The sequence below is a fragment of the Streptomyces griseobrunneus genome (genome assembly GCF_046713465.1).
Taxonomy (GTDB): domain Bacteria; phylum Actinomycetota; class Actinomycetes; order Streptomycetales; family Streptomycetaceae; genus Streptomyces; species Streptomyces microflavus.
Genome location: NZ_CP177080.1, coordinates 3195600 through 3217294, shown reverse-complemented (window position 1 = coordinate 3217294; position 21695 = coordinate 3195600). Strand labels below are relative to the sequence as shown.

Annotated in this window: 24 protein-coding genes and 2 pseudogenes; 15 read left to right on the top strand and 11 right to left on the bottom strand. The window is 71.6% G+C overall.

Annotated features, from left to right (window positions below; all coding sequences use genetic code 11):
* The first annotated feature begins 282 nt into the window (after positions 1 to 282).
* The 8 genes and pseudogenes from ACK8N7_RS14455 (at position 283) to ACK8N7_RS14420 (ending at position 8651) form a co-directional block, all read left to right on the top strand.
* Positions 283 to 1539, top strand: coding sequence for a LolA family protein (locus ACK8N7_RS14455; RefSeq protein ID WP_403216650.1), 1257 nt, complete (start codon positions 283 to 285; stop codon positions 1537 to 1539).
* Positions 1540 to 1639: 100 nt separating this feature from the next.
* The gene (locus ACK8N7_RS14450) at positions 1640 to 2641 is read left to right on the top strand and encodes an ABC transporter ATP-binding protein (protein WP_403216648.1); all 1002 of its coding nucleotides are present in this window, start codon (positions 1640 to 1642) and stop codon (positions 2639 to 2641) included.
* A gap of 7 nt (positions 2642 to 2648) precedes the next feature.
* Positions 2649 to 3545, top strand: coding sequence for an ABC transporter permease (locus tag ACK8N7_RS14445; RefSeq protein WP_500442621.1), 897 nt, complete (start codon positions 2649 to 2651; stop codon positions 3543 to 3545).
* A gap of 229 nt (positions 3546 to 3774) precedes the next feature.
* The gene (locus ACK8N7_RS14440) at positions 3775 to 4365 is read left to right on the top strand and encodes a TetR/AcrR family transcriptional regulator (RefSeq protein ID WP_391456310.1); all 591 of its coding nucleotides are present in this window, start codon (positions 3775 to 3777) and stop codon (positions 4363 to 4365) included.
* A gap of 485 nt (positions 4366 to 4850) precedes the next feature.
* The gene (locus ACK8N7_RS14435; protein WP_403216644.1) at positions 4851 to 5210 is read left to right on the top strand and encodes a cupin domain-containing protein; all 360 of its coding nucleotides are present in this window, start codon (positions 4851 to 4853) and stop codon (positions 5208 to 5210) included.
* Complete coding sequence (locus ACK8N7_RS14430) at positions 5207 to 5953, top strand: carbon-nitrogen hydrolase family protein (protein WP_403216642.1); 747 nt, start codon at positions 5207 to 5209, stop codon at positions 5951 to 5953. The genes ACK8N7_RS14435 and ACK8N7_RS14430 overlap by 4 nt, the downstream gene beginning before the upstream one ends.
* Positions 5950 to 6371 (top strand): annotated as a pseudogene (locus tag ACK8N7_RS14425) (hypothetical protein). Before ACK8N7_RS14430 ends, ACK8N7_RS14425 begins: the two are co-directional and overlap by 4 nt.
* A gap of 150 nt (positions 6372 to 6521) precedes the next feature.
* Complete coding sequence (locus ACK8N7_RS14420; RefSeq protein ID WP_403216640.1) at positions 6522 to 8651, top strand: ATP-binding SpoIIE family protein phosphatase; 2130 nt, start codon at positions 6522 to 6524, stop codon at positions 8649 to 8651.
* 28 nt (positions 8652 to 8679) lie between these two features.
* Here ACK8N7_RS14420 and ACK8N7_RS14415 read toward each other — a convergent pair whose 3' ends face one another.
* The 4 genes from ACK8N7_RS14415 to ACK8N7_RS14400 form a co-directional block, all read right to left on the bottom strand.
* Positions 8680 to 9486, bottom strand: coding sequence for an HAD family hydrolase (locus ACK8N7_RS14415; protein ID WP_403216638.1), 807 nt, complete (start codon positions 9484 to 9486; stop codon positions 8680 to 8682).
* 82 nt (positions 9487 to 9568) lie between these two features.
* Positions 9569 to 10030, bottom strand: coding sequence for an SRPBCC family protein (locus tag ACK8N7_RS14410; protein WP_403216636.1), 462 nt, complete (start codon positions 10028 to 10030; stop codon positions 9569 to 9571).
* A 107-nt stretch (positions 10031 to 10137) separates the two neighbouring features.
* The gene (locus ACK8N7_RS14405; protein WP_500442616.1) at positions 10138 to 10350 is read right to left on the bottom strand and encodes a DUF397 domain-containing protein; all 213 of its coding nucleotides are present in this window, start codon (positions 10348 to 10350) and stop codon (positions 10138 to 10140) included.
* Complete coding sequence (locus tag ACK8N7_RS14400; RefSeq protein ID WP_500445747.1) at positions 10347 to 11183, bottom strand: helix-turn-helix domain-containing protein; 837 nt, start codon at positions 11181 to 11183, stop codon at positions 10347 to 10349. The genes ACK8N7_RS14405 and ACK8N7_RS14400 overlap by 4 nt, the downstream gene beginning before the upstream one ends.
* Positions 11184 to 11279: 96 nt before the next feature.
* Between ACK8N7_RS14400 and ACK8N7_RS14395 the strand changes: the two genes are divergently transcribed.
* The 4 genes and pseudogenes from ACK8N7_RS14395 to ACK8N7_RS14380 all read left to right on the top strand — a co-directional run bounded on the left by ACK8N7_RS14395 (position 11280) and on the right by ACK8N7_RS14380 (position 13076).
* Positions 11280 to 11540 carry a hypothetical protein gene (locus ACK8N7_RS14395; RefSeq protein ID WP_403216632.1) on the top strand — a complete coding sequence of 87 codons (261 nt, stop codon included), beginning with the start codon at positions 11280 to 11282 and terminating at the stop codon, positions 11538 to 11540.
* Positions 11537 to 11968: pseudogene (locus ACK8N7_RS14390) on the top strand (hypothetical protein); the annotation flags it as partial. The gene ACK8N7_RS14395 and the pseudogene ACK8N7_RS14390, both read left to right, overlap by 4 nt.
* Before the next feature lie 65 nt (positions 11969 to 12033).
* Entirely contained in the window at positions 12034 to 12495 is a 462-nt protein-coding gene (locus ACK8N7_RS14385; protein ID WP_403216630.1) for a hypothetical protein, read from the top strand.
* A gap of 23 nt (positions 12496 to 12518) precedes the next feature.
* Entirely contained in the window at positions 12519 to 13076 is a 558-nt protein-coding gene (locus ACK8N7_RS14380) for a GNAT family N-acetyltransferase (RefSeq protein ID WP_500442614.1), read from the top strand.
* Between the two features lie 22 nt (positions 13077 to 13098).
* Here the strand turns inward: ACK8N7_RS14380 and ACK8N7_RS14375 are convergent, their stop codons facing one another.
* Positions 13099 to 13488 (bottom strand): VOC family protein, encoded by a 390-nt coding sequence (locus tag ACK8N7_RS14375; RefSeq protein ID WP_403216626.1) that lies wholly within the window; start codon positions 13486 to 13488, stop codon positions 13099 to 13101.
* Positions 13489 to 13537: 49 nt separating this feature from the next.
* Entirely contained in the window at positions 13538 to 13993 is a 456-nt protein-coding gene (locus tag ACK8N7_RS14370) for a VOC family protein (protein ID WP_500442612.1), read from the bottom strand.
* 136 nt (positions 13994 to 14129) lie between these two features.
* On the opposite strand from ACK8N7_RS14370, the gene ACK8N7_RS14365 reads away from it, so the two are divergent.
* Complete coding sequence (locus tag ACK8N7_RS14365; protein ID WP_403216612.1) at positions 14130 to 14732, top strand: CGNR zinc finger domain-containing protein; 603 nt, start codon at positions 14130 to 14132, stop codon at positions 14730 to 14732.
* 18 nt (positions 14733 to 14750) lie between these two features.
* On the top strand, positions 14751 to 15140 hold the full coding sequence (locus ACK8N7_RS14360; protein ID WP_500442610.1) for an SRPBCC family protein: 390 nt from the start codon (positions 14751 to 14753) through the stop codon (positions 15138 to 15140).
* A gap of 13 nt (positions 15141 to 15153) precedes the next feature.
* On the opposite strand, the gene ACK8N7_RS14355 is transcribed toward ACK8N7_RS14360, so the two are convergent.
* From ACK8N7_RS14355 to ACK8N7_RS14345, 3 genes are all read right to left on the bottom strand, one after another.
* Positions 15154 to 15663, bottom strand: a complete 510-nt coding sequence (locus tag ACK8N7_RS14355; RefSeq protein ID WP_403216453.1) for a hypothetical protein — start codon at positions 15661 to 15663, stop codon at positions 15154 to 15156.
* Between the two features lie 70 nt (positions 15664 to 15733).
* Positions 15734 to 16765: an EamA family transporter RarD gene (gene rarD / locus ACK8N7_RS14350; RefSeq protein WP_500442608.1), complete on the bottom strand. Its 1032-nt coding sequence runs from the start codon at positions 16763 to 16765 to the stop codon at positions 15734 to 15736.
* A gap of 127 nt (positions 16766 to 16892) precedes the next feature.
* A complete protein-coding gene (locus ACK8N7_RS14345; protein WP_500442606.1) occupies positions 16893 to 17756 on the bottom strand; it encodes an SDR family oxidoreductase in 864 nt (287 codons plus the stop codon).
* A 95-nt stretch (positions 17757 to 17851) separates the two neighbouring features.
* Here ACK8N7_RS14345 and ACK8N7_RS14340 point away from each other — a divergent pair, with 95 nt between their 5' ends.
* Positions 17852 to 18295: a winged helix-turn-helix transcriptional regulator gene (locus ACK8N7_RS14340; protein ID WP_500442604.1), complete on the top strand. Its 444-nt coding sequence runs from the start codon at positions 17852 to 17854 to the stop codon at positions 18293 to 18295.
* Positions 18296 to 18370: 75 nt separating this feature from the next.
* On the opposite strand, the gene ACK8N7_RS14335 is transcribed toward ACK8N7_RS14340, so the two are convergent.
* Positions 18371 to 19444, bottom strand: a complete 1074-nt coding sequence (locus tag ACK8N7_RS14335) for a 2-oxoacid:ferredoxin oxidoreductase subunit beta (RefSeq protein WP_403216461.1) — start codon at positions 19442 to 19444, stop codon at positions 18371 to 18373.
* On the bottom strand, positions 19437 to 21401 hold the full coding sequence (locus ACK8N7_RS14330; protein ID WP_403216463.1) for a 2-oxoacid:acceptor oxidoreductase subunit alpha: 1965 nt from the start codon (positions 21399 to 21401) through the stop codon (positions 19437 to 19439). The genes ACK8N7_RS14335 and ACK8N7_RS14330 overlap by 8 nt, the downstream gene beginning before the upstream one ends.
* Positions 21402 to 21695 lie beyond the last annotated feature (294 nt).

The following is a 21695-nucleotide window of genomic DNA, read 5'->3' as shown; positions in this document are numbered from 1 at the left end:
CCGTGGTGCACCGCGCGGGCTGAGAGCGCGCGGCGGGTTCCCTGGTTGACGACGCGTCACCCGATAGGACTCCGTGGGGCCCTACCCCTACGGGATGGCTGATCCACCCCATCCGGTTGTCATACCGGAGCAGTAGGCAGGTTGATCCCCGGGGCTGACGCTTCGAGCCGCCCGATTTGGTCAGATGGATACCAACCACTCCTGACCACATCGGGTGAGAATGGCGGCAGGGAGTGGACGAGCAACCGCACGGAAGCCGCCGACCACGGAGGTAGGGCACACATGGCACCGAACGACAGCGCAGAGACCACCGGCGAGGCCACGGGCACTGTCGTGGGCCGCCGTAAGGCGGCGCGCTACATCGTCCCCGTCGCGGTCGCGGGGGTGGCGGCCGCGACCATCGGGCTCGTCCCGGCACTCGCGAACTCCGGCGACCCGGACCTGCCGAAGATCAGCGCACAGGAACTCATCGAGAAGATCGCCGCTTCCGACGAGGAGCAGCTCTCCGGCACGTTCAAGATCAGCACCGACCTGGGCCTGCCCCTCGACGGTCTCGCGGGATCGTTCCTGCCGGGCTCCGACGAGGGCAAGGGCGCGGGCGCCGCCGCACCGCAGGACAAGCTCATGGAGCTGACGTCCGGCACGCACACGCTGCGGGTGGCCGTCGACGGCCCGGAGAAGCAGCGGCTCTCCATCCTCGGCAAGGCCTCCGAGTACAGCGTCGTCCACAACAAGGGCGAGGTCTGGGCGTACGACTCCCAGTCCGACGAGGTCTACCACGCCGAGGCGCCCGAGGGCCGGGACGGCAGCGCGAAGGAGACCCCGAAGACGCCCAAGGGCGTACCGGCCACCCCGAAGGACTTCGCCGAGCAGGCGCTCGCGGCGGTCGGCGACACCACGTCGGTCACCGTGGACGGCACCGCGCAGGTGGCGGGCCGGGACGCGTACCAGCTGGTCATCAAGCCCAAGCAGTCCGGCTCGACGATCGGTTCGGTGCGGATCGCGGTGGACGCGGAGAACGGCGTACCGCTGAAGTTCACGCTGGCCGCGGCGAGCGGCGGCAAGGCCGTGGTCGACGCCGGCTTCACCAAGGTGGACTTCGCGAAGCCCGCCGCCTCCTCGTTCGACTTCACCCCGCCCAAGGGCGCCAAGGTGACGGAGGCCGACGAGCCGGCGACCGGCAAGGACGAGCACGGCAAGGCGCAGAAGGCGCTTCCGGAGCAGTTCTCCGGGCAGATCCCCGGCCTGGAGGGGCTGGAGGGCTCCGAGGGCGTCAACGTCATCGGTAAGGGCTGGACGTCGATCGCCGCCATCGAGATCCCCGGCGGCAAGGGCCTGCCCACGTCGGGCTCGGGCGACGTCCCGGCCGAGGCGCAGGGCTTCCTGGACGCGCTCGGCGACAAGGTCACCGGAAAGTTCGGCTCGGGCACGGTCTTCAAGACCCGCCTGGTCAACGCGCTGCTGACGGACGACGGCAAGGTATATGTCGGAGCGGTGACGAAGGACGCGCTGGTACGGGCGGCCGACGGCGCCAAGTAGGGCTCCCGGGTCATCCGGCCGGACCGCCCCGCCACGCCACGCACCCGCGCGGCGTGGCGGGGCGGTCCGGCCCCAGCGCGTGCTGAGAGGTGCGACCGGCATGACGGACACAGCGGCGGCTGCGGACACGGCGACAGCCCCGGCGTACGCGGCCGGGGGCCGCCCCGCCCCCGTCATCGAGACCCGCGGCCTCACCAAGCGCTTCCGGGACGGCCGGCTCGCCGTCGACGGCCTCGACCTCACCGTCCCCGCCGGCAGCGTCTTCGGCTTCCTCGGCCCCAACGGCTCCGGCAAGACCACCACCATCCGGATGCTCATGGGCCTCATCGCCCCCACCTCCGGCACGGCCAGGGTCCTCGGCCGCCCCATGCCCCAGGCCTCCCGTACGGTCCTCCCGGAGGTCGGCGCGCTGATCGAGGGGCCCGCGCTGTACGGCTATCTGAGCGGCCGCGACAACCTCGTACGGTTCGACCGCGCCGACCCCACCGCCGACCCGCGCACCCGCGCGGCCCGCGTCGCCCAAGCCCTGGAGCGGGTCGGCCTCGCCGCCGCTTCGGCCAAGAGGACGAAGGCGTACTCCCTCGGCATGAAGCAGCGCCTCGGGCTCGCCGCGGCTCTGCTCCGGCCGCGCCGCCTGCTCGTCCTGGACGAGCCGACCAACGGCCTCGACCCGCAGGGCATGCGGGAGATCCGCTCCCTGGTCCGGGAGCTGGCGGCCGAGGGCACCACGGTGTTCCTCTCCTCGCACCTGCTGGACGAGATCGAGCAGGTCTGTACGCACGCGGCGGTGATGGCCCGGGGCCGGCTGCTGGTCCAGGGCCCGGTAGCCGAACTCGCCGCGAGCGCCCGCGGCCGGCTCACCGTCACCACCCCCGACGCCGGCGACGCCGCCCGCGTCCTCAAGGAGCACGGCCTCGGAGGCTTGAGCGTGGACGGCGACCGGCTGACCGCCGACGCCCCACCCGCCGCCGTGGACCTCGCGGACCTCAACGCGGCGCTGGTCGGCGGCGGGGTGCGGGTGCGGTCGTTCGGGATCGAGGGCGGGTCGCTGGAGGACGCGTTCGTGGCACTGACGGGAGAGGGATTCGATGTCGCGGGCTGAGGATTCGATGTCGCAGGCTGAGACCGTTCCGTCCCCGGGGGCCGTGCCGGGAGGCCCCCGAAACCCGCTCTGGACACTCGGAATCCTCCGCTCCGAGATCACCACCACCCTCCGTCGCCACCGGACCTACGCGCTCCTCGCGGTGCTCGCCGCCGTCCCCGTGCTCATCGGGATCGCGGTCCGCATCGAGACGGGCGGCGGCGGACCGGGGGGCGGGGCGGACGGCGGAGCCGGACCGGCGTTCCTGACGCAGGTCACCAACAACGGCCTCTTCCTCGTCTTCGCCGCTCTCGCCGCCACGATGCCGGTCTTCCTGCCGATGGCCGTCGGTGTGGTCGCGGGCGACACGATCGCGGGCGAGGCGAGCGCCGGGACCCTGCGCTATCTGCTGGTCGCCCCGGCGGGCCGGACCCGGCTGCTTCTGGCCAAATACACCTCGGTCCTCACCTTCTGCCTGGTCGCGACGGTGGTGGTGGCGGCCTCGGCGCTGGCTGTGGGGGCGCTGCTCTTCCCGGTGGGCGAGGTCACGACGATCTCCGGGACCAGGATCAGCTTCGGCGAGGGCCTGGTGCGGGCCGCGCTGACGGCGGGGGTCGTCGCGGTGTCCCTGGCCGGGTTCGCGGCGCTCGGGCTCTTCGTCTCGACGCTGACCAACAGCGGGATCGGGGCGATGGCGGCGACGGTCGGGCTGCTGATCACGGTGCAGATCCTGGACAGCATTCCGCAGTTGAGCGGTCTGCACCCCTACCTGTTCCCGCACTACTGGATGTCCTTCGCGGACGTCCTGCGCGAGCCGGTCCACTGGGATGAGCTGGTCAGGAACTTCCAGCTCCAGGGCCTGTACGTGGCGGTGTTCGGGTCGGCGGCCTGGGCCCGGTTCACCACGAAGGACATCACGGCCTGACGCAATACCGTGGAGTTGCCCCGTGGCCGGATCGGATCGGCGAGCGGTCGCCCATGCCGTCGGCCGGGCGAGCCGTCCCCCGATCGGCTCGTCGCGGCACGAACGGCACGAACGGTGCGGAGGGTGGGAACGACACGACACGGTACGTTCCGTTTCCGCTTGGGTATTGTTCGGCCTGTGACGACTACCTGTCAATAAGGAATGGCTCAAACCGTCCTATGCTCACCGGATGATCACACCGCCCAGTGGCCTGCGCCGCAGCGAGAGAGCACGCCGCGCGACGCTGCAGGCCGCGCTCGACCTCTGTACGGAGAAGGGGTACGGGCGCGTCACGGTGGAGGCCATCGCGGCCCGCGCCGGTGTCAGCAAGAAGACGATCTACCGCTGGTGGCCGTCAAAAGGGGCGGTCCTGCTGGAGGCGTTCACGGACGCCCTGGTGGACGCCACCCCGTTCGTGGACACCGGTGACATCGGCGCCGACCTGCGCACCCATGTCGCCGGCGCGGTGCGGCTGCTCTCCGTGCCGCCCTTCGGCCCGGCTTACGGGGGCATCCTCTCCGAGCTCCACCACGACGACGTCCTCGCGCAGGCGCTGAAGGACCAGCTGGTGGACCCGCGTGTGGAGGAGGCGGTGGCCCGGCTGCGCAGCGCCCAGGACCAGGGCCAGATCCCGCCGGGCGCGAACCTCCCGCTGGCCGTGGAGATGCTGTACGGCCCGGTCTACTACCGCCACGTCCTGCGCAAACCGGTCCAGGACGAGGAGACGATCGCCGCCCTCGTGGCCCATGTGCTGCGCGCACTGGGGGCGCCGGGGTACTAGGTGGCGCTCGGTCCAGGCGAAGCACTCCAGGATCAGCGGCAGATCCTCCAGCCACTCCTGGAGGCGGGCCCGCCTCCAGGCAGGGGTAGGGCGCGCAGTGGTGCGGATGGACGACGACCCTGAGGTGCTTGGGGCCCTCGGCCGCCTACCAGACGGTGCGGATCTCGGCCCAGGTGTACTGCACCTCCGCGCCCCACGGTGGGCGGGTACGGGACGGTGTCCGGTGCGAACAGGTCCAACAGCTCCGCCGGTGTGGGCCGCTGGTCCGGCTCCTTGGCCAGGCACGCCCCATCTCCATGCGCTGTACGCCCCCCTTGTGCTCCGGCGGTTCAGTATGGCGCAGCGGCCTGCCCACGCCCGGCGCAAGCCTTTACCGAACGGTCGACCACCCGCCGCCCCGTCCCGGATAGCGTCCCTACATCCGTTGAACCTGATGAGCGGGCCCCTTCGCCGACTGCGAGGAGGTCCGCCGGGAGGTGTGTGCGATGAGCGTGGTCAAGGTGTCGGAAGCGGCGAAGGCCCTGCCCCGGTCGTGGAGTTCGCGGGTGCTCGGCCGGGTGGGGACGGCTGCGGTGAAGGTCCTGCGCATGGACGAACTGCCGGTCGAGGAGGAGCGGCACGCGGAGCCCGAGGCGCTGCTGGTGCTCGACGGGACGCTCGAACTGGCCGTGGACGGCAGGGCGGTGACGGTGGGCCCGGGCGAGATGTACGTGGTGGCGGCGGGCACCGCCCACGCGGTACGCCCGGGCAGCAGCGGCACGCTGGTCATAGTGGAGGCGGAGACGGAGGCGGCGGACCGGTCAGGAGACGGGTACGGGCTCTCCCATGGCAAGCTCGCCCGATGAAGATAGCCGCAGCCCAGCTGACCTCGGCCCCGGCGGACATCCCCGCCAACGTCCGCAGACTGGCCACCCTCGCGGAACAGGCCCGTGACCAGGGCGCCGAACTGCTCGTACTCCCCGAACTGGCCCTCACCGGCTACGAACTGGAGCCGCTGTCCCATGACCCCACCCTCCTGGTACGGGACGCGGACGACCCCAGGCTCGACGCCCTCCGGTCAACAGGCATCGCCACGGTGCTCAACTGTGCGGTGAGCACCGGCGGACCGGGCACACGCCCCGCCATCGGCACGTTCGTCCACGGCCCCGACGGCGCGCTGCTCGCCACCTACCTCAAGCAGCACCTCCACGACCAGGAGAACGCCGTGTTCGCACCCGGCGACCGGGACGGGCGGTTCGAACTCGGCGGTCTCCGCTTCGCCCTGGCCACCTGCTACGACAGTCACTTCCCCGACCTGCCCGCCAGGGCGGCGGCGGACGGCTGCGAGGTCTATCTCGCCTCCACGCTGTACGGAACGGGCGACGGCATCGGCCAACGGGCGGCCATCTATCCCCGCATCGCCGCCGACACGGACCTCTTCGTCGCCCTGGCCAACCACGTGGGCCCCTCCGGCCCGTGGACCGGCTGCGGCCGGGCCGCGATCTGGGCCCCGGGCGGCGCACTCCTCGCCGAGGCGGACGACCGTACGCCGATGGTGGTCACCGCTGAGGTCGGCCGGACTCCGGAGGGACAGGGAAGGAGGCCGTGAACCGACCGCTGCTGCTCCTCGACGTGGACGGCCCGCTCAACCCGTACGCCGCCCAGCCGGAGCGGCGCCCCGCCGGTTACCCCACGATCCGCGTGCCCCGGAACGACGGGACCCCGGAGGAATCCGGGGGACTCACCGACCGGCGGCGCCCCCTGAGGGTCTGGCTCAACCCCGGTCACGGCCGGGCCCTGCTCGGGGGGCCTCCACCTGGATGGGCGACGCCAACCGGTGGATCGCCCCCGTGATCGGGCTTCCCGAACCGCCCTTCGTGGACTTCGGCGACGCCTTGTTCCGGCTGGACCAGGCCCACGTGACCGCCCACCATCCCGGCCCCGGGCTGCTGCACCGCGTCAACCCGCGGATCGGTCTGCGCGAGGACGACTTCCGTACGCTCGCCCGTTTCGCGGAGGCTCTGTGAACGCCACCGGACGCCGGGTGACCCCGTGCCCGGTGCCGGTTCCCGCCACACCTCCGCTCCTCACCGGTGGCCGCCCCCGGCGCGGCGGGTGATGCTGGACCGGCACGTGCCGGTCCAGCGGTGCGCCGGAGCCTGAGGGTGGGTGGAGCCGTGTCGTACGCCGATACCCCGGCCGGATCCGGAATCCCTCCGGGCGGTCTGGACGAGGCCCTGCTGAAGGCGCTGTTCGCCCAGTCCGCCGTGGGCCTCCTCGTGCTCGACCCGCAGCTCAGGCTCGTCCGCGCCAACTCCCTGGTCGAGGGCGTCGGGACCGAGGAGTACATCGGGCTCCGCTTCACCGAGGCCTTCCGGCTCGACGACCCGGACGGGTCCGAGCAGCTCCTGAAGCGGGTTCTCGCAGGTGAGGGGCCCGTACGCGACCATCTCGTACGCGGCCGGCTCCGCCGGATCCCCGGGGACCGGATCTTCCTGGTCTCCGCCTACCGCCTCGAAGGCCCCGAGGACGGCCCCGGAGGCAGCCCTGAAGGCGGCTCCGGGAACACCGTCCTCGGGCTGCTGAGCGCGGTGGTCGACGTCACCGAGCGTGAGCGGGCGCGGGCCCGGGAGACCGCGCTGGCCGCCGTACGTGACGCCGTCGGCGGTTCCCTGGACGTGGCCGCCACCTGCCGGGCCTTCATCGACGCGCTGGTGCCGGGGTTCGCCGACCTCGCCGTCATCGAGGTGGTGGACGAGGTCCTGCGCGGCGCAGACCCGCCGGTGGGGCCGCTGCCGCCCGACACCTCGCTGTGCCGTGCGGCGAGCGGCCGCAGCGAGGCCGTCGAGAGGGACGAGGTGATCCGCGGTCACCCGGTCGGCGGAACCCGCCGCCTCCCGCCCCGTACGCCGTACGCGCTCGCCGCCGCCGATCTGCGGCCCCGGCTCGTCCCGCTCACCGCCGAAACTCCGTGGCTGGACGCCGACCCGGACGGCGTCCGCGCCATCGCGGAGGCCGGCGCGCACTCCCTGATCGTCGTGCCCCTCACCCTGCGAGGAGCCGTCCTCGGGCTGGTCAGCCTCTACCGCTGCGGGGCGGCCGAGCCCTTCGACGAGGAGGACGTCTCCCTCGCCGGTACGGCGGCCACCCGTGCGGCCCTGGCCATCGACAACGCCCGCCGCTACGAGCGCGAGCACGTCATCGCCTCCACCGTCCAGCGCCGCCTCCTCCCGCAGGCCGAGCGCCACCAGGCCGCCGTGGAGACCGCTCACGTGCTGCTGCCCGGCCGGGACAGCGGCTGCTGGTTCGACACGATCGCCCTCTCCGGGGCCCGTACGGCACTCGTCGTCGGCGGCGTCGCGGGGGAGGGGCTCCAGTCGGCGATCGCGATGGGCCAGCTCCGTACGGTCATCCAGGCGCTGGCCGGTCTCGACCTGGAGCCGGAGGAGGTACTGGCCCGCCTCAAGGAGACCGCCGACCGCCTCGCCCACGAACGCGCGGCCCTGCCCCCGAGCGACTCCCTCCATGGCGAACCGCTGCGGGCGGGATGCGTGTACGGGGTCTACGACCCGTTCACCCGGACCTGTACGGTCGCCCGGGCCGGGCACCCCGCGCCCCTGATCGTCGGCCCCGACGGCCGGGCCGTCCCCCTCGACGTCCCCGAGGGCCCGGGCCTCTTCGACACCGACAGCGCCCTCTTCGCCCCCGCCACCGTCACCCTGGAGGAGGGCAGCGTCCTCGCGTTCTGCTCGGCCGAGCTGCTCGGCGACCAGCGCGCCGAGGAACGCATCACACAGACGCTGGCCCACCCCGGCCGCAGCCTCCAGCAACTGGGCGACGACATTGTCTACGCCCTTCCCGACGACACCCGCTCCGCCGGGGCGGCCCTGCTCCTGGCCCGTACCGGTACGGTCTCCGAGCACCGGGTCGCCACCTGGGACCTGGCCCAGGACCGCACGACCCCCGCCACCGCCCGCCTGCTCGTACGCGACCGGCTCCAGGGCTGGGGGCTCGACGAGGACACCGTCGACTCGACCGAGCTGATCGTCAGCGAACTGGTCACCAACGCCGTCCGCTACGGCACTCCGCCGCTACGGCTGCGCCTCCTCCTGGACACCACCCTCACCTGCGAGGTCCACGACGGCTCCACGGCCTCCCCGCACCTGCGCCACGCCCGCACGGTCGACGAGGGCGGCCGAGGCCTGTTCATCGTCTCCCGCCTCGCCGCCCACTGGGGAGCCCGCCACGGCCCGGACGGCAAGGTGCTGTGGACGGAACAGGACCTTCCGGCGGGCGGCACGCACTGACCGGGCCCCGGCCGCCCTGACCGTCGGCTCAGCCGAACAGCCGCTCCAGGACGGCCGCCACCCCGTCCTCCGCGTTCGTCGACGTCACCTCGTCCGCCGCCGCCCGCAGCTCCGGATGAGCGTTGCCCATCGCCACCCGGTGGCCCGAGCGGCGGAACATCGGCAGGTCGTTGGGCATGTCCCCGAAGGCGACCGTCCGCTCGGGTCCGATCCCCAGCAGCTCGGCGGCCGCAGCGATCCCGGTGCCCTTGTCGACCCCGTACGGAGCCAGCTCGACGGTGCCGGGCCCCGCCATGGTGACGCTCGCCAGATCACCCACCGCCCCGCGTGCGGCGGCGGCCAGCGCGTCGTCGTCCAGTTCCGGGTGGCGGACCAGCACCTTGATGACCGGCCGCTCCCACAGGGCGTCCCGGGAGTCCACGCGGAGCGCGGGGAGCGTCGGGTTCGGCATCCGGTAGCCGTTCTCGATCAGGGTGACGCCGTCCACCCCGTCCTGGTCCACGGCCGCGAACACCGCCCCGACCTCCGCCTCGATCTTCCCGAGCGCGGTGTCGGCGGCCTCCCGGTCCAGGGTGGCCGAGCGCAGCAGCCGCGTGCTGTCGGCGTCGTACAGCTGCGTGCCCTGGCCGCACACGACGAGCCCGGTGTACGCCAGCTCCGCGAGCAGCGCCCGTATCCCGGGGACCGGCCGCCCGGTCACGATGAGGTGCCGGGCCCCTGCGGAGGCGGCGAGGGCGAGCGCGGCGCGCGAGCGGGCGCTCACGGTGTCGTCCGGGCGCAGCAGGGTGCCGTCCAGGTCCGTGGCGACGAGGGCATATGCGGGTGGCGTGGGCATGGGCCACAGCCTAGAAGGGCCCGGACGGCCGCTTGCGCGCGAGGGGAGGATCCGGTAGGTGGTGCGGGCGGCCCCTGGTGACTCAGCCAGAGGACGACTCGCTCGTACGGCGAATCGCCGCAAGCAGCCGCCGCATCCCGACCGCGTGACCACCCGACCCGAACACGAACCTCCGGTAGGCGCCCCCGGCCGTACCGGGGAAGGCGGCGCGGCTCTCGGCGCGCAGGCGGGTGCGGCCGGGACCTTGGGGTTCGAGCCGGAAGATCAGCAGGTACGAGGAGAAGCGATGGCTGCCCTGAAGGGTCAGCTGCTCCCCCGGCGAGGCGACGAGGACCCGGAAGCCGGGGAACGCCGACCCCTCGGCGAGCGGACGCGGCCCGGCCGCCCGGGCGTCGCTCGCGCCGACCAGCCGCGCGTAGGCGGCCGCGGGGGCCCGCGAGAAGGACCGTTCCAGCTCGGCGCAGAGACCACGCCAGACGTCATCGGCCGAGGCGGCGATGAGCGTGCTGTGCTCGTCCAGGTACGGCAGCGGGTCGGCCTGCATCGGAGCCTCCGTCGATTCCGGTCCGGCACGTGGTCGTCGCCCTGGGGGAAGCCTCACCGCACACGTGCGGTGAGGCTTCCCGGCGGGACTTCCGCGCGCACCGTCGTTCAGACGGCGCCGAACTCCCCGGCGCGGACGCCCGCGACGAACGTGGTGAACGCGGTGGCGGGGACGGTGAGGACCGGGCCGGTGGTGTCGTGCTTGGAGTCGCGGACGGGGACGATTCCGTGGGGGGCTGCCAGGTTGGTGGCGACCTCGACGCACGCGCCGCCGTTTTCGCTGTACGAGGACGTGAACCAGCGGGGGGTTTCGGTTGTCACGGGGTGCCCTTTCGCAACTGCTTGACGATGTCAACGGAGGCCGCCTGCGAGGGCGATACCGCCTGCATCCGATGGTAGTCCGCGAGCAGGGGCAGTACACCGGTGGTTTCCCGTTCCACGTAGCCCTGTTGGGCGGATTCGGCGTACGACATGATCGAGCGGTCAGCCATGGTCAGGATGTAGACCGGCAGGCTGAACGGACGGCGCTCTCCCAGCTCGAACGGGACCACCTGAAGGATCGTGTTGGGCAGTTCGGCGAAGTCGATGAGGTGGTCGAACTGCGCCTTCATGACCTCCGGCCCGCCGATGGGGCGGCGCAGGCAGCTCTCGTCCAGCATGGCGAAGACCATCGTCTCCCGGCCGCCGAAGACCTCCGCCTGCCGCTGTGCGGTGACCGCGACCCGTTCCTGGGCCTGTTCGGGGGTGATGGTCCCGCGCCGGACCGCGCTTTCCGCGAGGACCGTCGCGTACTCCGGGGTCTGGAGCAGGCCCGGCATGACACCGACCTCATACAGCCGGATCTCCGCCGCCCGGCGCTCCAGGCCGAGGAATTCCGGGAAGCCCGCCAGCAGGCTGCCGTGCTTGATCTCCCGCCATTCGCGCTCGAAGGACTCGGGGCCGCCGACCAGGCCGAAGATCTGATCGGCTCTCCGCGAGAAGGGCAGGGTTGCAGATTTACGACCGGTTTCCATCGCCGAGATATGTCTGCCGCTGCAGCCGGCCATATCGCCCAGCTCGTCCTGGGTCCAGCCCCGGGCGTCCCGCAACTTGCGCAGACGCGCACCGTACGCCGCCTGAGGGCTGGCCTCAGGACTCAGTTCCTTGCGATACATGAACGTGCCCTCCCGTACGGCCATGTTGAAGACCATTCGACGGTAGGCCACGCTGAGCCTCCCCGGTAGTCATATGGCTACAGAGAGGAGCGATAGGTGTACGGCGAGAACGTATGCCCGAATCACGAGCGGTGCCCGCGCGTCCCTGATCCCGGAACTCTCCTTGTGGACACCAGCCGTGGGGACCGCGTGGGGGAGTTCCGAGGGATCGCCGGCTTCTACTGGTCGCTCCGCCCCGTGGGCGGCGGCATCGAGTGGGAGGTGGAGCCCCGCTACGTACGCCCGGCGCTCCTCATGGAGCAGCTCCGGGCCCGTACCGCCCGCCTCAACGCCCGCAGCCGGGGAGAAGTGCTGTGAACCCGGCCCAGGCGCCCGCCCGTTGGTACGTCGCCGAGAGCAGCGCGGGGGATGCGGCGAGGTCCGTCCGGCTCGGTGGGATCACCGCCCCGACCCGGCGGCTCGCGCTCCGGTGGCTGCGGCGGCAGGCCCGGCGGTTCGCGGACGCGCTCGACCCCGACCCGTACGCCCCTTGGGTTCCGGCCCGCGCGCTGCACTCGGTCACCGGCGGTCCGGACCTGATGGCCGGTGCACGGCACCCCATGACCGGCGCGCGGCACCCCTTGGTCGACGCCCGGCCCGACGCGCCGGCCGAACTCCGGGCGTGGGCAGACAGTTTCCGGGAGCACGACTACGCGCTGCTGCGGCTCGCGGACGGTCTCCCGTACGAGTTCGTCGCCCGTGACGCCCTGGCCTGGTACGGGCTCGTGGTCCGCCCGCTGGGCCGTCAGCCGGAGAACCCTTACCCCGAGGGTGGCTGCCCGCTGCCCCCAACCACCGAGGATCGATCGACGTGTTGCAGTGCACCGCCTTCGCGACAGTCCCCGAGATGGGCGCGCTCGTCGTGCTCACCGCCATGAACGCCGAACCCGGCCGGACGCCGGACGTGCCCGGCGTTCCCGAGGTGCCCGAACTGGACGACATGCTGCTGTGCGAACTGGGCGAGCACGACGACGGGACCGAACACGCCGCACAGCTCTGGGCGGGCGAGATGGACGCCGCGCGGGACCTGTGGATGTTCTGGGCCGACGCCGCCACCGACACCGGTATGCGCCGCAAGTTCCGGTTCGCCGAACTGCCCCCGTGCCCCGCCGTCATGCGCACCCTGGCCACCGGGGAGAGGGAGGTGTGCGTCCTCTTCGACCGGCACTGCGCCGCGCACTCCTGGGATGTGACCGACCCCCTCGCGGACCTGATGGCCGAACGGATGAGGGAGGAGGTGCAGCGGGACCGGGACGGAGAAACACCTGCGTAACGCGCTCGGGTTAGCGTCGTCCGATGATCGTTCAGGGCCCCGGGGGCAACACAGCGGTACGCGTCCGGCCCGGCGGCGAGGAGGACCTCGCGGAGCTGGTGCGGATCTACAACCATTACGTCACCGAGACGCCGATCACGTTCGACGTCGAGCCCATGACGGTCGAGCAGCGCCGCCCCTGGCTGGCCGCCCACCCCGGACACGGGCCGCACCGGCTGCTTGTGGCCGAGGCAGGGACGGGTCTCGTGGGCGGGACGGGCGGGGAGATCCTCGGGTACGCGACCAGCAGCCCCTTCCGCCCCAAGCCGGCGTACGAGACCTCCGTCGAGACCAGTGTCTACCTGTCGCCCAGGCACGCCGGCCGAGGCGTGGGCAGCCTCCTGTACGCCTCCCTTTTCGAGGCGCTGGCCCAGGAGGACGTGCACCAGGCCCTGGCCGGGGTGGCGTTGCCCAACGAGGCGTCGGAGCGTCTGCACCTGCGCTTCGGCTTCCAGCCCGTCGGGGTGTACCGGGAGGTGGGGCGGAAGTTCGGCCGCTTCTGGGATGTTGCCTGGTTCCAGAAGTCGCTGTCCGCTCCCTGATGGTGGTGACGTCTACTGTCGGCTATCCGCTCTGCGCGATCTGGATCAGGTTGCCGCACGTGTCGTCCAGGACCGCCGTCGTCACCGGGCCCATCTCCACCGGCTCCTGCGTGAACCGCACCCCGAGCCCGCGCAGCCGGTCGAACTCCGCCCGTACGTCGTCCACGGCGAAGGCGGCGGCGGGGATGCCGTCCTCGACCAGGGCCGTCTTGTACGGGCCGACCGCGCGGTGGCGGTCGGGCTCCAGCAGGAGTTCGGTGCCGCCGGGGTCCTCCGGCGAGACCACCGTCAGCCAGCGGTCCTGGCCGCCCATCGGTACGTCGTACTTCATCACGAAGCCCAGCACGTCTGTGTAGAAGCGCAGGGCCTTCTCCTGGTCGTCGACGAAGACGCTGGTCAGATGGATCTTCATGGGGGCTCTCTTCTAACGCTTACGCGGAACCTATTAGTTGGCTCGTTGACTAGTTGACGCAGAACTCGTTGCCCTCAGGATCTGCGAGTACGAGCCAGCTCCCGCCCGGTTCGTCGACCGCGTGCAGAATGCGCGCGCCCAGTGCCACCAGCCGTTCCGCCTCCGCGTCGCGCTCCCCGGGACCGGTGTGGACGTCGATGTGGAGGCGGTTCTTCACCGTCTTCGGCTCCGGCACACGCTGGAACAGCAGCCGCCGCCCCAGCCCCGTACCGCTCGTCCCGTCGTACGGGTCGTCCGGGTGCCGTGCCGCCGCGAGGTCGCGCCAGGCGCGGCGGCCGTGGGCGTGGGTGGTGATGGCCTCGGGGACGGCTCCGGCGGCGAGCAACTGCTCGACCAGGGCGCTGTTGTCCTCGATCAGGTAGCCGAGGGTCTCGGCCCAGAAGCCGGCCTGGGCGTGCGGGTCGGCGCTGTCGATGACGAGCTTCCAGGACAGGGTGCGTGTCATGGAAACCGTTTATAGTGGTTACATGAGTGCGAGCGCAATGGACACGCCGGGAGCGGGGCGGGATCGGCGGGCACGGCCGCTGCGGCCGGAGCCGTCGGTGCGGCGGGAGGCGTCCGTGCGGCCGGAGGCGTCGGGGATGCTTCTGGTCCACCCGGACGGCAGCTCGTTCCGGTTCGACCCGGGCGCGCTCTGCCTGGAGCTCCTGCCGACCGGTGGGCCCGGGGCCCTCGTGTACTTCGAGGTGCTGCACGGCCCCGAGGACCTGGTGCGCTGGGCCGGGGAGAGCAGGCTGCCCGGCGGGCTCGAACTCGCCGTCAGCCCGGCCGAGGTGGACGCCGCCCGTGCGCTGCGGGACGCGCTCTGGCGGCTGGCGGAGGCCCATGTGGCCGCGCTGCCGCCCGGGCCGGACGACCTCACCACCGTGAACGACGCGGCGGCGCACCCGTCCCTGACCGCCCGGCTGACCGCCGAGGGGGAGCGGGAGTGGGGGGCCGGGGCGTCCGGGACAGGGCTGCTCTCCACCGTCGCCCGCGACGCCGTCGAGCTGTTCACCGGGGCGTACGCCCACCGGATCCGTACCTGCGGCGCGGACGACTGCCGCCTGCTGTTCGTCGACACCTCACGGCCCGGCAAGCGGCGCTGGTGCTCGATGGGGCGGTGCGGCAACCGGCACAAGGTCCGGGCCCACCGCGCCCGGCTGACCACTGCCCATGCCGACGCCGACGCCGACGCCGGCTGAAACCGAAGGGGTTTCGCCATGCCTACCGGACTCACCCAGGACGCGGGCTGGGAGATCGGTGTCTCCCGGACGATCCACCGGCCTCCGCAGGCCGTGTGGGAGTTCATCACCGGACCGGAGGGCGTCGCGCTCTGGCTCGGCGCCGAGGGCCCGCTCCCGACGGAGAAGGGCGCTCCTTACCGTACGGCGGACGGCACCAAGGGCGAGATCCGCAGCTACCGCCCCGGCGACCGCGTCCGCCTCACCCACGGCACGTCCACGGTCCAGGTCGCCGTGGTGTCCGGCAGCTCCGAGGACCGGGCGGTGCTCCGCTTCCACGAGGAACGGCTGGCGAGCGCGGAGGAGCGGGAGAAGCGGCGTACGCACTGGAAGGGCGTGCTGGACCGGGTGGTGGCGGAGCTGACCTGAGCCGACCGGCCGCCTAAACCGTCCGCGGCGGGCAGGCCGGGCAGGTGTGCCCGTCGATCGCGGCGAGCAACCGCACGGAGGCATCCCGTACGGCCTGCTTCTGTGCCTGTGCCTGTGCCTGGACGTGGGCGTGTGTCTGCGCCTGCGGCGAAGAGGCGTCGGCGGCCAGCCGGGCTGCCGTGGGGCGGCCTGCCACCACCGCGTCGTGCGCGGCGCGCGTCCACTCGGGGTGCAGGTCATGGCCGGAGGCGAGGATCGTGGCGAGCAGCTCCAGCACGCCCGCCCGGTCCTTGACCGTCTCCGTCGCCGCCAGCTCCCACAGGAACGGCACCGCGGCCACGGTCGCGTCGAACACGGCCGGGGCCGCGATCCACTGGCCCAGGTCGCTCAGGGCGTCCTCGGCGGTCGGGCCGTCACCCCAGGCGATCCGCGACAGCATGCCGGGAACCTGCGAGGCGGAGCCGTACGCATGCTGCAGCTCGTGCCACGGCACGTTTCTCATCTCGCCCAGGACAGTCCCCATCCGCGCACTCAATCAGCCTTACCGCACGGCGTCCACCATGCAGGTCGTCCCGGAGGAAACGCCGGCCGCGCTACGGGGTCGCGCCGGAACTGATCTCGGTCCCGTCGGCGTCGGCGTCGGCCTCGGCGGGCGCGGAAGACACGGCGGTGGCGGCGCTGGCGGTGGTCGTCGCCGCTCCGGCCGCCGCTGTCGCCAGCAGCTTCGCCGCCAGGGTCCGGTTGCGCCGCGCATTGCGCAGTGCGTCCCAGGTCAGGAGGGAGAGGGCCAGCCAGACAAGCGCGAACCCGGCCCACCGCTCGGGCGGCATCTCCTCGTGGAAGTAGACGATGCCGAGCGCGAACTGGAAGACGGGTGCCAGGTACTGGAGCAGCCCCAGCGTGGAGAGCGGTACCCGGATCGCCGCCGCGCCGAAGCAGATCAGCGGCACCGCCGTGACGATGCCCGTCGCGGCGAGCAGCACGCCGTGGCCCCCGCCCCCGGCGGTGAACGTCGAAGCGCCGGTGGCCGCCAGCCAGAGCAGGAAGCCGAGCGCGGGCAGGAACAGGACGGCGGTCTCGGCGGCCAGCGACTCCAGGCCGCCCATGTTGACCTTCTTCTTCACCAGCCCGTACGTGGCGAAGGAGAACGCCAGGATCAGCGAGATCCACGGCGGCCGCCCGTACCCGATCGCCAGGACGAGTACGGCGGCCAGGCCGGTGGCGACAGCGACCCACTGGACCGGCCGCAGCCGCTCGCCCAGCAGGAGGACGCCCATGGCGATGGTGACCAGCGGGTTGATGAAGTAGCCGAGCGACGCCTCGACGACCTGGCCGTTGTTGACGGACCAGATGTAGAGGCCCCAGTTGACGGTGATGGTCGCCGCCGCGACCGCTATGAGGCCCAGCTTGCGCGGATCGCGGACCAGCTCGCCGATCCAGGCCCAGCGCCGGACCACGAGCAGGGCGACCCCGACGACGGCCAGTGACCAGACCATCCGGTGGGCGAGGATCTCGATCGCCCCGGACGGCTTCAGCAGCGGCCAGAAGAGGGGGACGATGCCCCACATCCCGTACGCGCCTACTCCGTACAGCAGGCCGGCCCGCTGTTCGTTCTTCCCCTTCACGGGCCCCTCCCGGACTACCTGCGCCGGCGCGTCTGCCGACGGGACGACGGTAACGCCGGAAGGGTCTCGTGTCATAGCCGTCTCATGGAAACACTCATGACAGGGGTGGCAGGGACCGTGGCAGGGGTCAGGCGGCCGCTTCGAGGGTGGCGCGCACCGTCGTGGCCAGCGGCGTGGTCGGGCGGCCGGTCAGCCGGGCCAGGTCACCGCTCGTCCCCGCGAGCAGCCCGCGCTTGAGGGCCTCGTCCACGTCGGTGAGGATCGCGGCGAATCCCTCGGGCAGACCCGCGCCGACCAGGATCTCCTGGTGCACGGCGGCCGGGACGTCCTTGTACGCGATCTCCTTGCCGGTCACCTCGGACAGCAGGGCCGCGTACTCGGCGAACGACCAGGCGGTGTCGCCGCTCAGCTCGTAGACCTTGCCGAGGTGGCCCTCGCCGGTCACCGCGACGGCTGCCGCGGCCGCGTAGTCGGCCCGGGACGCGGAGGCGACCCTGCCCTCACCCGCGTTGGCGACGACCGCGCCGTGCTCCAGGACGGGGGCGAGGTTGGCGGTGTAGTTCTCCGTGTACCAGCCGTTGCGCAGGAAGGTGTACGGCAGCCCGGAGTCGAGGATCAGCTGCTCGGTGACCTTGTGCTCGTCGGCCAGCCGGAAGTCCGCGTCCGGTCCGCCGAGAACGCCCGTGTACGCGAGCTGCGCCACGCCCGCCGCCTTGGCCGCGTCGATGAGCGCGGTGTGCTGCGCGACCCGCTTGCCCACCTCGCTGCCGGAGATCAGCAGTACCCGGTCCCCGGCCCGGAACGCCCCGGCGAGGGTCTCGGGGCGGTCGTAGTCGGCGATACGGAGCTCGACGCCCCGTGCCGCGAGCGCGGTGGCCTTCTCCATGTTGCGGACGACCGCGGCGATCTCGCCGGCCGGGACCGTGGCCAGCAGTTCGTCGATGACGAGGCGGCCGAGTTCTCCGGTGGCTCCGGTGACGACGATGCTCATGGGGGGGGCTCCTGTTTTCGATGGGGTGCTTTCGCATCGAGCGTAGGCCGAACGCTAACTAGAAGAAAGTACCCACTTTGAAGTAAGGTACTGGCATGGGAGTTAGTGCTAAGAGTGCGGGACCGGGTCCGGTCGTGGGTCCGGTGGTGGGTCCGGTCGGCCTGGAAGGTCTGCCGAAGCCCGTCCAGGACGTCAATCAGCCGATGTGCCCGTCACGACTGGTGCTGGAGCATGTGACGAGCCGCTGGGGTGTCCTCGTCCTGGCGGCCCTGCTGGAGCGCTCCTACCGCTTCAGCGAACTGCGCCGCACGATCGGCGGGGTCAGCGAGAAGATGCTGGCCCAGACCCTCCAGACACTGGAGCGCGACGGCTTCGTCCACCGGGACGCCAAGCCGGTGATCCCGCCGCGGGTGGACTACTCGTTGACGCCGCTCGGCGCCGAGGCCGCCGAACAGGTGTGGGCGCTCGCCCGCTGGACCGAGCGCCAGGTGGACGCGGTGCAGTCGGCGCGCGAGGCGTACGACGAGGCCCGGGCCTGATCCTCCTGGTGGAGGGATCGGGCCCGGGCCCCGGGGTGCTGCCGTGACTCCGTGACTCCGTGACTCCGTGGCCTGTCAGCCGACGACGGTCCAGGTGTCGGTCCCGGCGAGGAGCGCGCCGAGGTCCCCCTTGCCGTCGCGCTCCACGGCTGCGTCCACCTGGTCGGACATCAGGGTGTCGTAGACGGGCCGCTCGACGCTGCGCAGCACCCCGATGGGGGTGTGGTGCAGGGTGTCGGCGTCGGCCAGCCGGGACAGCGCGAACGCTGTGGTGGGGGAGTCGGCGTGGGCGTCGTGGACGAGGACCTGCGAGCGGTTCTCGTCGGTGACGGCCACAACCTCCAGGTCACCGGTGGCCTGGTTGCGGACGACGCCCTTGGTGCCCTCGGCGCCGAAGAGGATCGGCTGCCCGTGTTCGAGACGGATGACGGCCTCGGCGGCCTGCTCCTTGTCCTTGAGGACCTCGAAGGCGCCGTCGTTGAAGATGTTGCAGTTCTGGTAGATCTCCACCAGTGCCGTGCCCGGGTGCTCGGCCGCCGCGCGCAGCACGCTGGTGAGGTGCTTGCGGTCGGAGTCGACCGTCCGCGCCACGAACGACGCCTCCGCGCCGATCGCCAGCGACACCGGGTTGAAGGGTGCGTCGAGCGAACCCATCGGCGTCGACTTGGTGATCTTGCCGATCTCGGAGGTGGGGCTGTACTGGCCCTTTGTCAGCCCGTAGATCCGGTTGTTGAAGAGCAGGATCTTCAGGTTGACGTTGCGGCGCAGGGCGTGGATGAGGTGGTTGCCGCCGATGGAGAGCGCGTCGCCGTCACCCGTGACCACCCAGACCGACAGGTCACGGCGGGAGGTGGCGAGCCCGGTGGCGATGGAGGGGGCGCGGCCGTGGATGGAGTGCATCCCGTACGTGTTCATGTAGTACGGGAAGCGGGAGGAGCAGCCGATGCCGGAGACGAAGGCGATGTTCTCCTTCGCCAGACCCAGCTCCGGCATGAAGCCCTGCACTGCGGCGAGGACGGCGTAGTCGCCGCAGCCGGGGCACCAGCGCACTTCCTGGTCGGATTTGAAGTCCTTCATGGACTGTTTCGCCTCGGCCTTGGGCACCAGCTGCAGCAGTTCGTTGTGCTGCAGTTCCTCGGTGTCAGGCATCGATGGCCTCCTTGAGGGCTGTGGCGAGCTGCTCGGCCTTGAAGGGCATTCCGTTGACCTGGTTGAAGCTGTGGGCGTCCACCAGATACTTCGCCCGCAGCAGCATCGCGAGCTGGCCCAGGTTCATCTCCGGGACGACGACCTTGTCGTAACTCTTCAGCACCTCGCCGAGGTTTCTCGGGAAGGGGTTGAGGTGTCTGAGGTGGGCCTGGGCGATGGGCTGCCCGGCGGCGCGGAGCCGGCGTACGGCGGCGGTGATCGGCCCGTACGTCGAACCCCAGCCGAGCACCAGCGTGCGGGCCCCGGCGGGGTCGTCGACGACGAGGTCGGGGACCTCGATGTTGTCGATCTTCGCCTGGCGGGTGCGGACCATCAGGTCGTGGTTGGCGGGGTCGTAGGAGATGTTCCCGGTGCCGTCCTGCTTCTCGATGCCGCCGATGCGGTGTTCGAGGCCGGGTGTGCCGGGGACGGCCCAGGGACGGGCCAGGGTCTGCGGGTCGCGCTTGTAGGGCCAGAAGACCTCGGTGCCGTCGGCCAGGGTGTGGTTCGGGCCGGTGGCGAAGGGGGTGGTGAGGTCGGGCAAGCTGTCGGTCTCCGGGATGCGCCACGGCTCGGAGCCGTTGGCGAGGTAGCCGTCGGAGAGCAGGAACACCGGGGTGCGGTACGTCAGGGCGATGCGGGCCGCGTCGATCGCGGCGTCGAAGCAGTCGGCCGGGGTCTGCGGGGCCACGATCGGGACCGGGGCCTCCCCGTTCCTGCCGTACATCGCCTGGAGCAGGTCGGCCTGCTCGGTCTTGGTCGGCAGGCCGGTGGAGGGCCCGCCGCGCTGGATGTCGATGATCAGCAGCGGCAGCTCCAGGGAGACCGCGAGCCCGATCGTCTCCGACTTCAGCGCCACCCCCGGACCCGACGTCGTGGTCACGCCCAGCGCCCCGCCGAACGCCGCACCCAGCGCCGCCCCGATTCCGGCGATCTCGTCCTCGGCCTGGAACGTGCGCACGCCGAAGTTCTTGTGGCGGGACAGCTCGTGCAGGATGTCGGAGGCCGGGGTGATCGGGTAGGAGCCCAGGTAGAGCGGCAGGTCCGCCAGCCGGCCGGCGGCGATCAGACCGTAGGAGAGGGCGAGGTTCCCGGAGATGTTGCGGTAGGTGCCGGTGGGGAAGGCCTGCGAGGCCGGGGCGACCTCGTAACTGACGGCGAAGTCCTCGGTCGTCTCGCCGAAATTCCACCCGGCCCGGAAGGCGGCCACGTTCGCCTCGGCGATCTGCGGCTTCTTCGCGAACTTCTGCCGCAGGAACTTCTCCGTCCCCTCGGTCGGCCGGTGGTACATCCAGGACAGCAGCCCGAGCGCGAACATGTTCTTGGACCGCTCGGCCTCCTTGCGGGAGAGCCCGAACTCCTTCAGCGCCTCGATCGTCAGCGTCGTCAGCGGCACCGGGTGGACGTTGTACGCCTCCAGCGACCCGTCCTCCAGCGGATTGGTCGCATATCCCACCTTCGCCATCGGACGCTTGGTGAACTCATCGGTGTTCACAATGATCTCGGCGCCGCGCGGCACGTCGTCGATGTTCGCCTTCAGGGCGGCGGGGTTCATCGCGACCAGGACGTTGGGTGCGTCGCCGGGGGTGAGAATGTCATGATCGGCAAAGTGGAGCTGGAAGGAAGAAACCCCTGGCAGGGTGCCTGCGGGGGCCCGGATCTCGGCAGGGAAGTTCGGCAGGGTCGAAAGATCGTTCCCGAACGATGCCGTCTCCGAGGTGAACCGGTCACCCGTGAGCTGCATCCCGTCGCCCGAGTCACCCGCGAAACGGATGATCACCCGGTCCAGGCGGCGGACCTCTTTCCCGTTGCCGCCGTCGGTTCCCGTGGTTCCTGACAGGGGGGCACGCTGACCCCCGAGGACGGCGTCATTGGCCTCATCGGCCATCTCTGCCGCGCTACTCACCTGGCTCGTCACTGAACTGGACCTCCCTTGGGGCGGCGGTTCGGAACCGTCCGGCCAGCCGGCGGTCCCAGAGGCAACCCTACGTCCGTGCGGTTCGCCCTCCAGGGGCCGATCATATGGTGGACGCTGTTTTGAGACACCCTTTTAGCCCGTTTTGTCATCTTTCTCAAGCCCCCCGATCGTCGGATGGACGTGCTCTGCTCGTAGGTCTTTGGTGCTAGGTCCTTCCGCCCAGGACTGCCCGGCGGAAGCTCGCCGGACACCCCCGGCGGTGATCCATCGAGTGCACGCCGGGTGCTCGCCGGG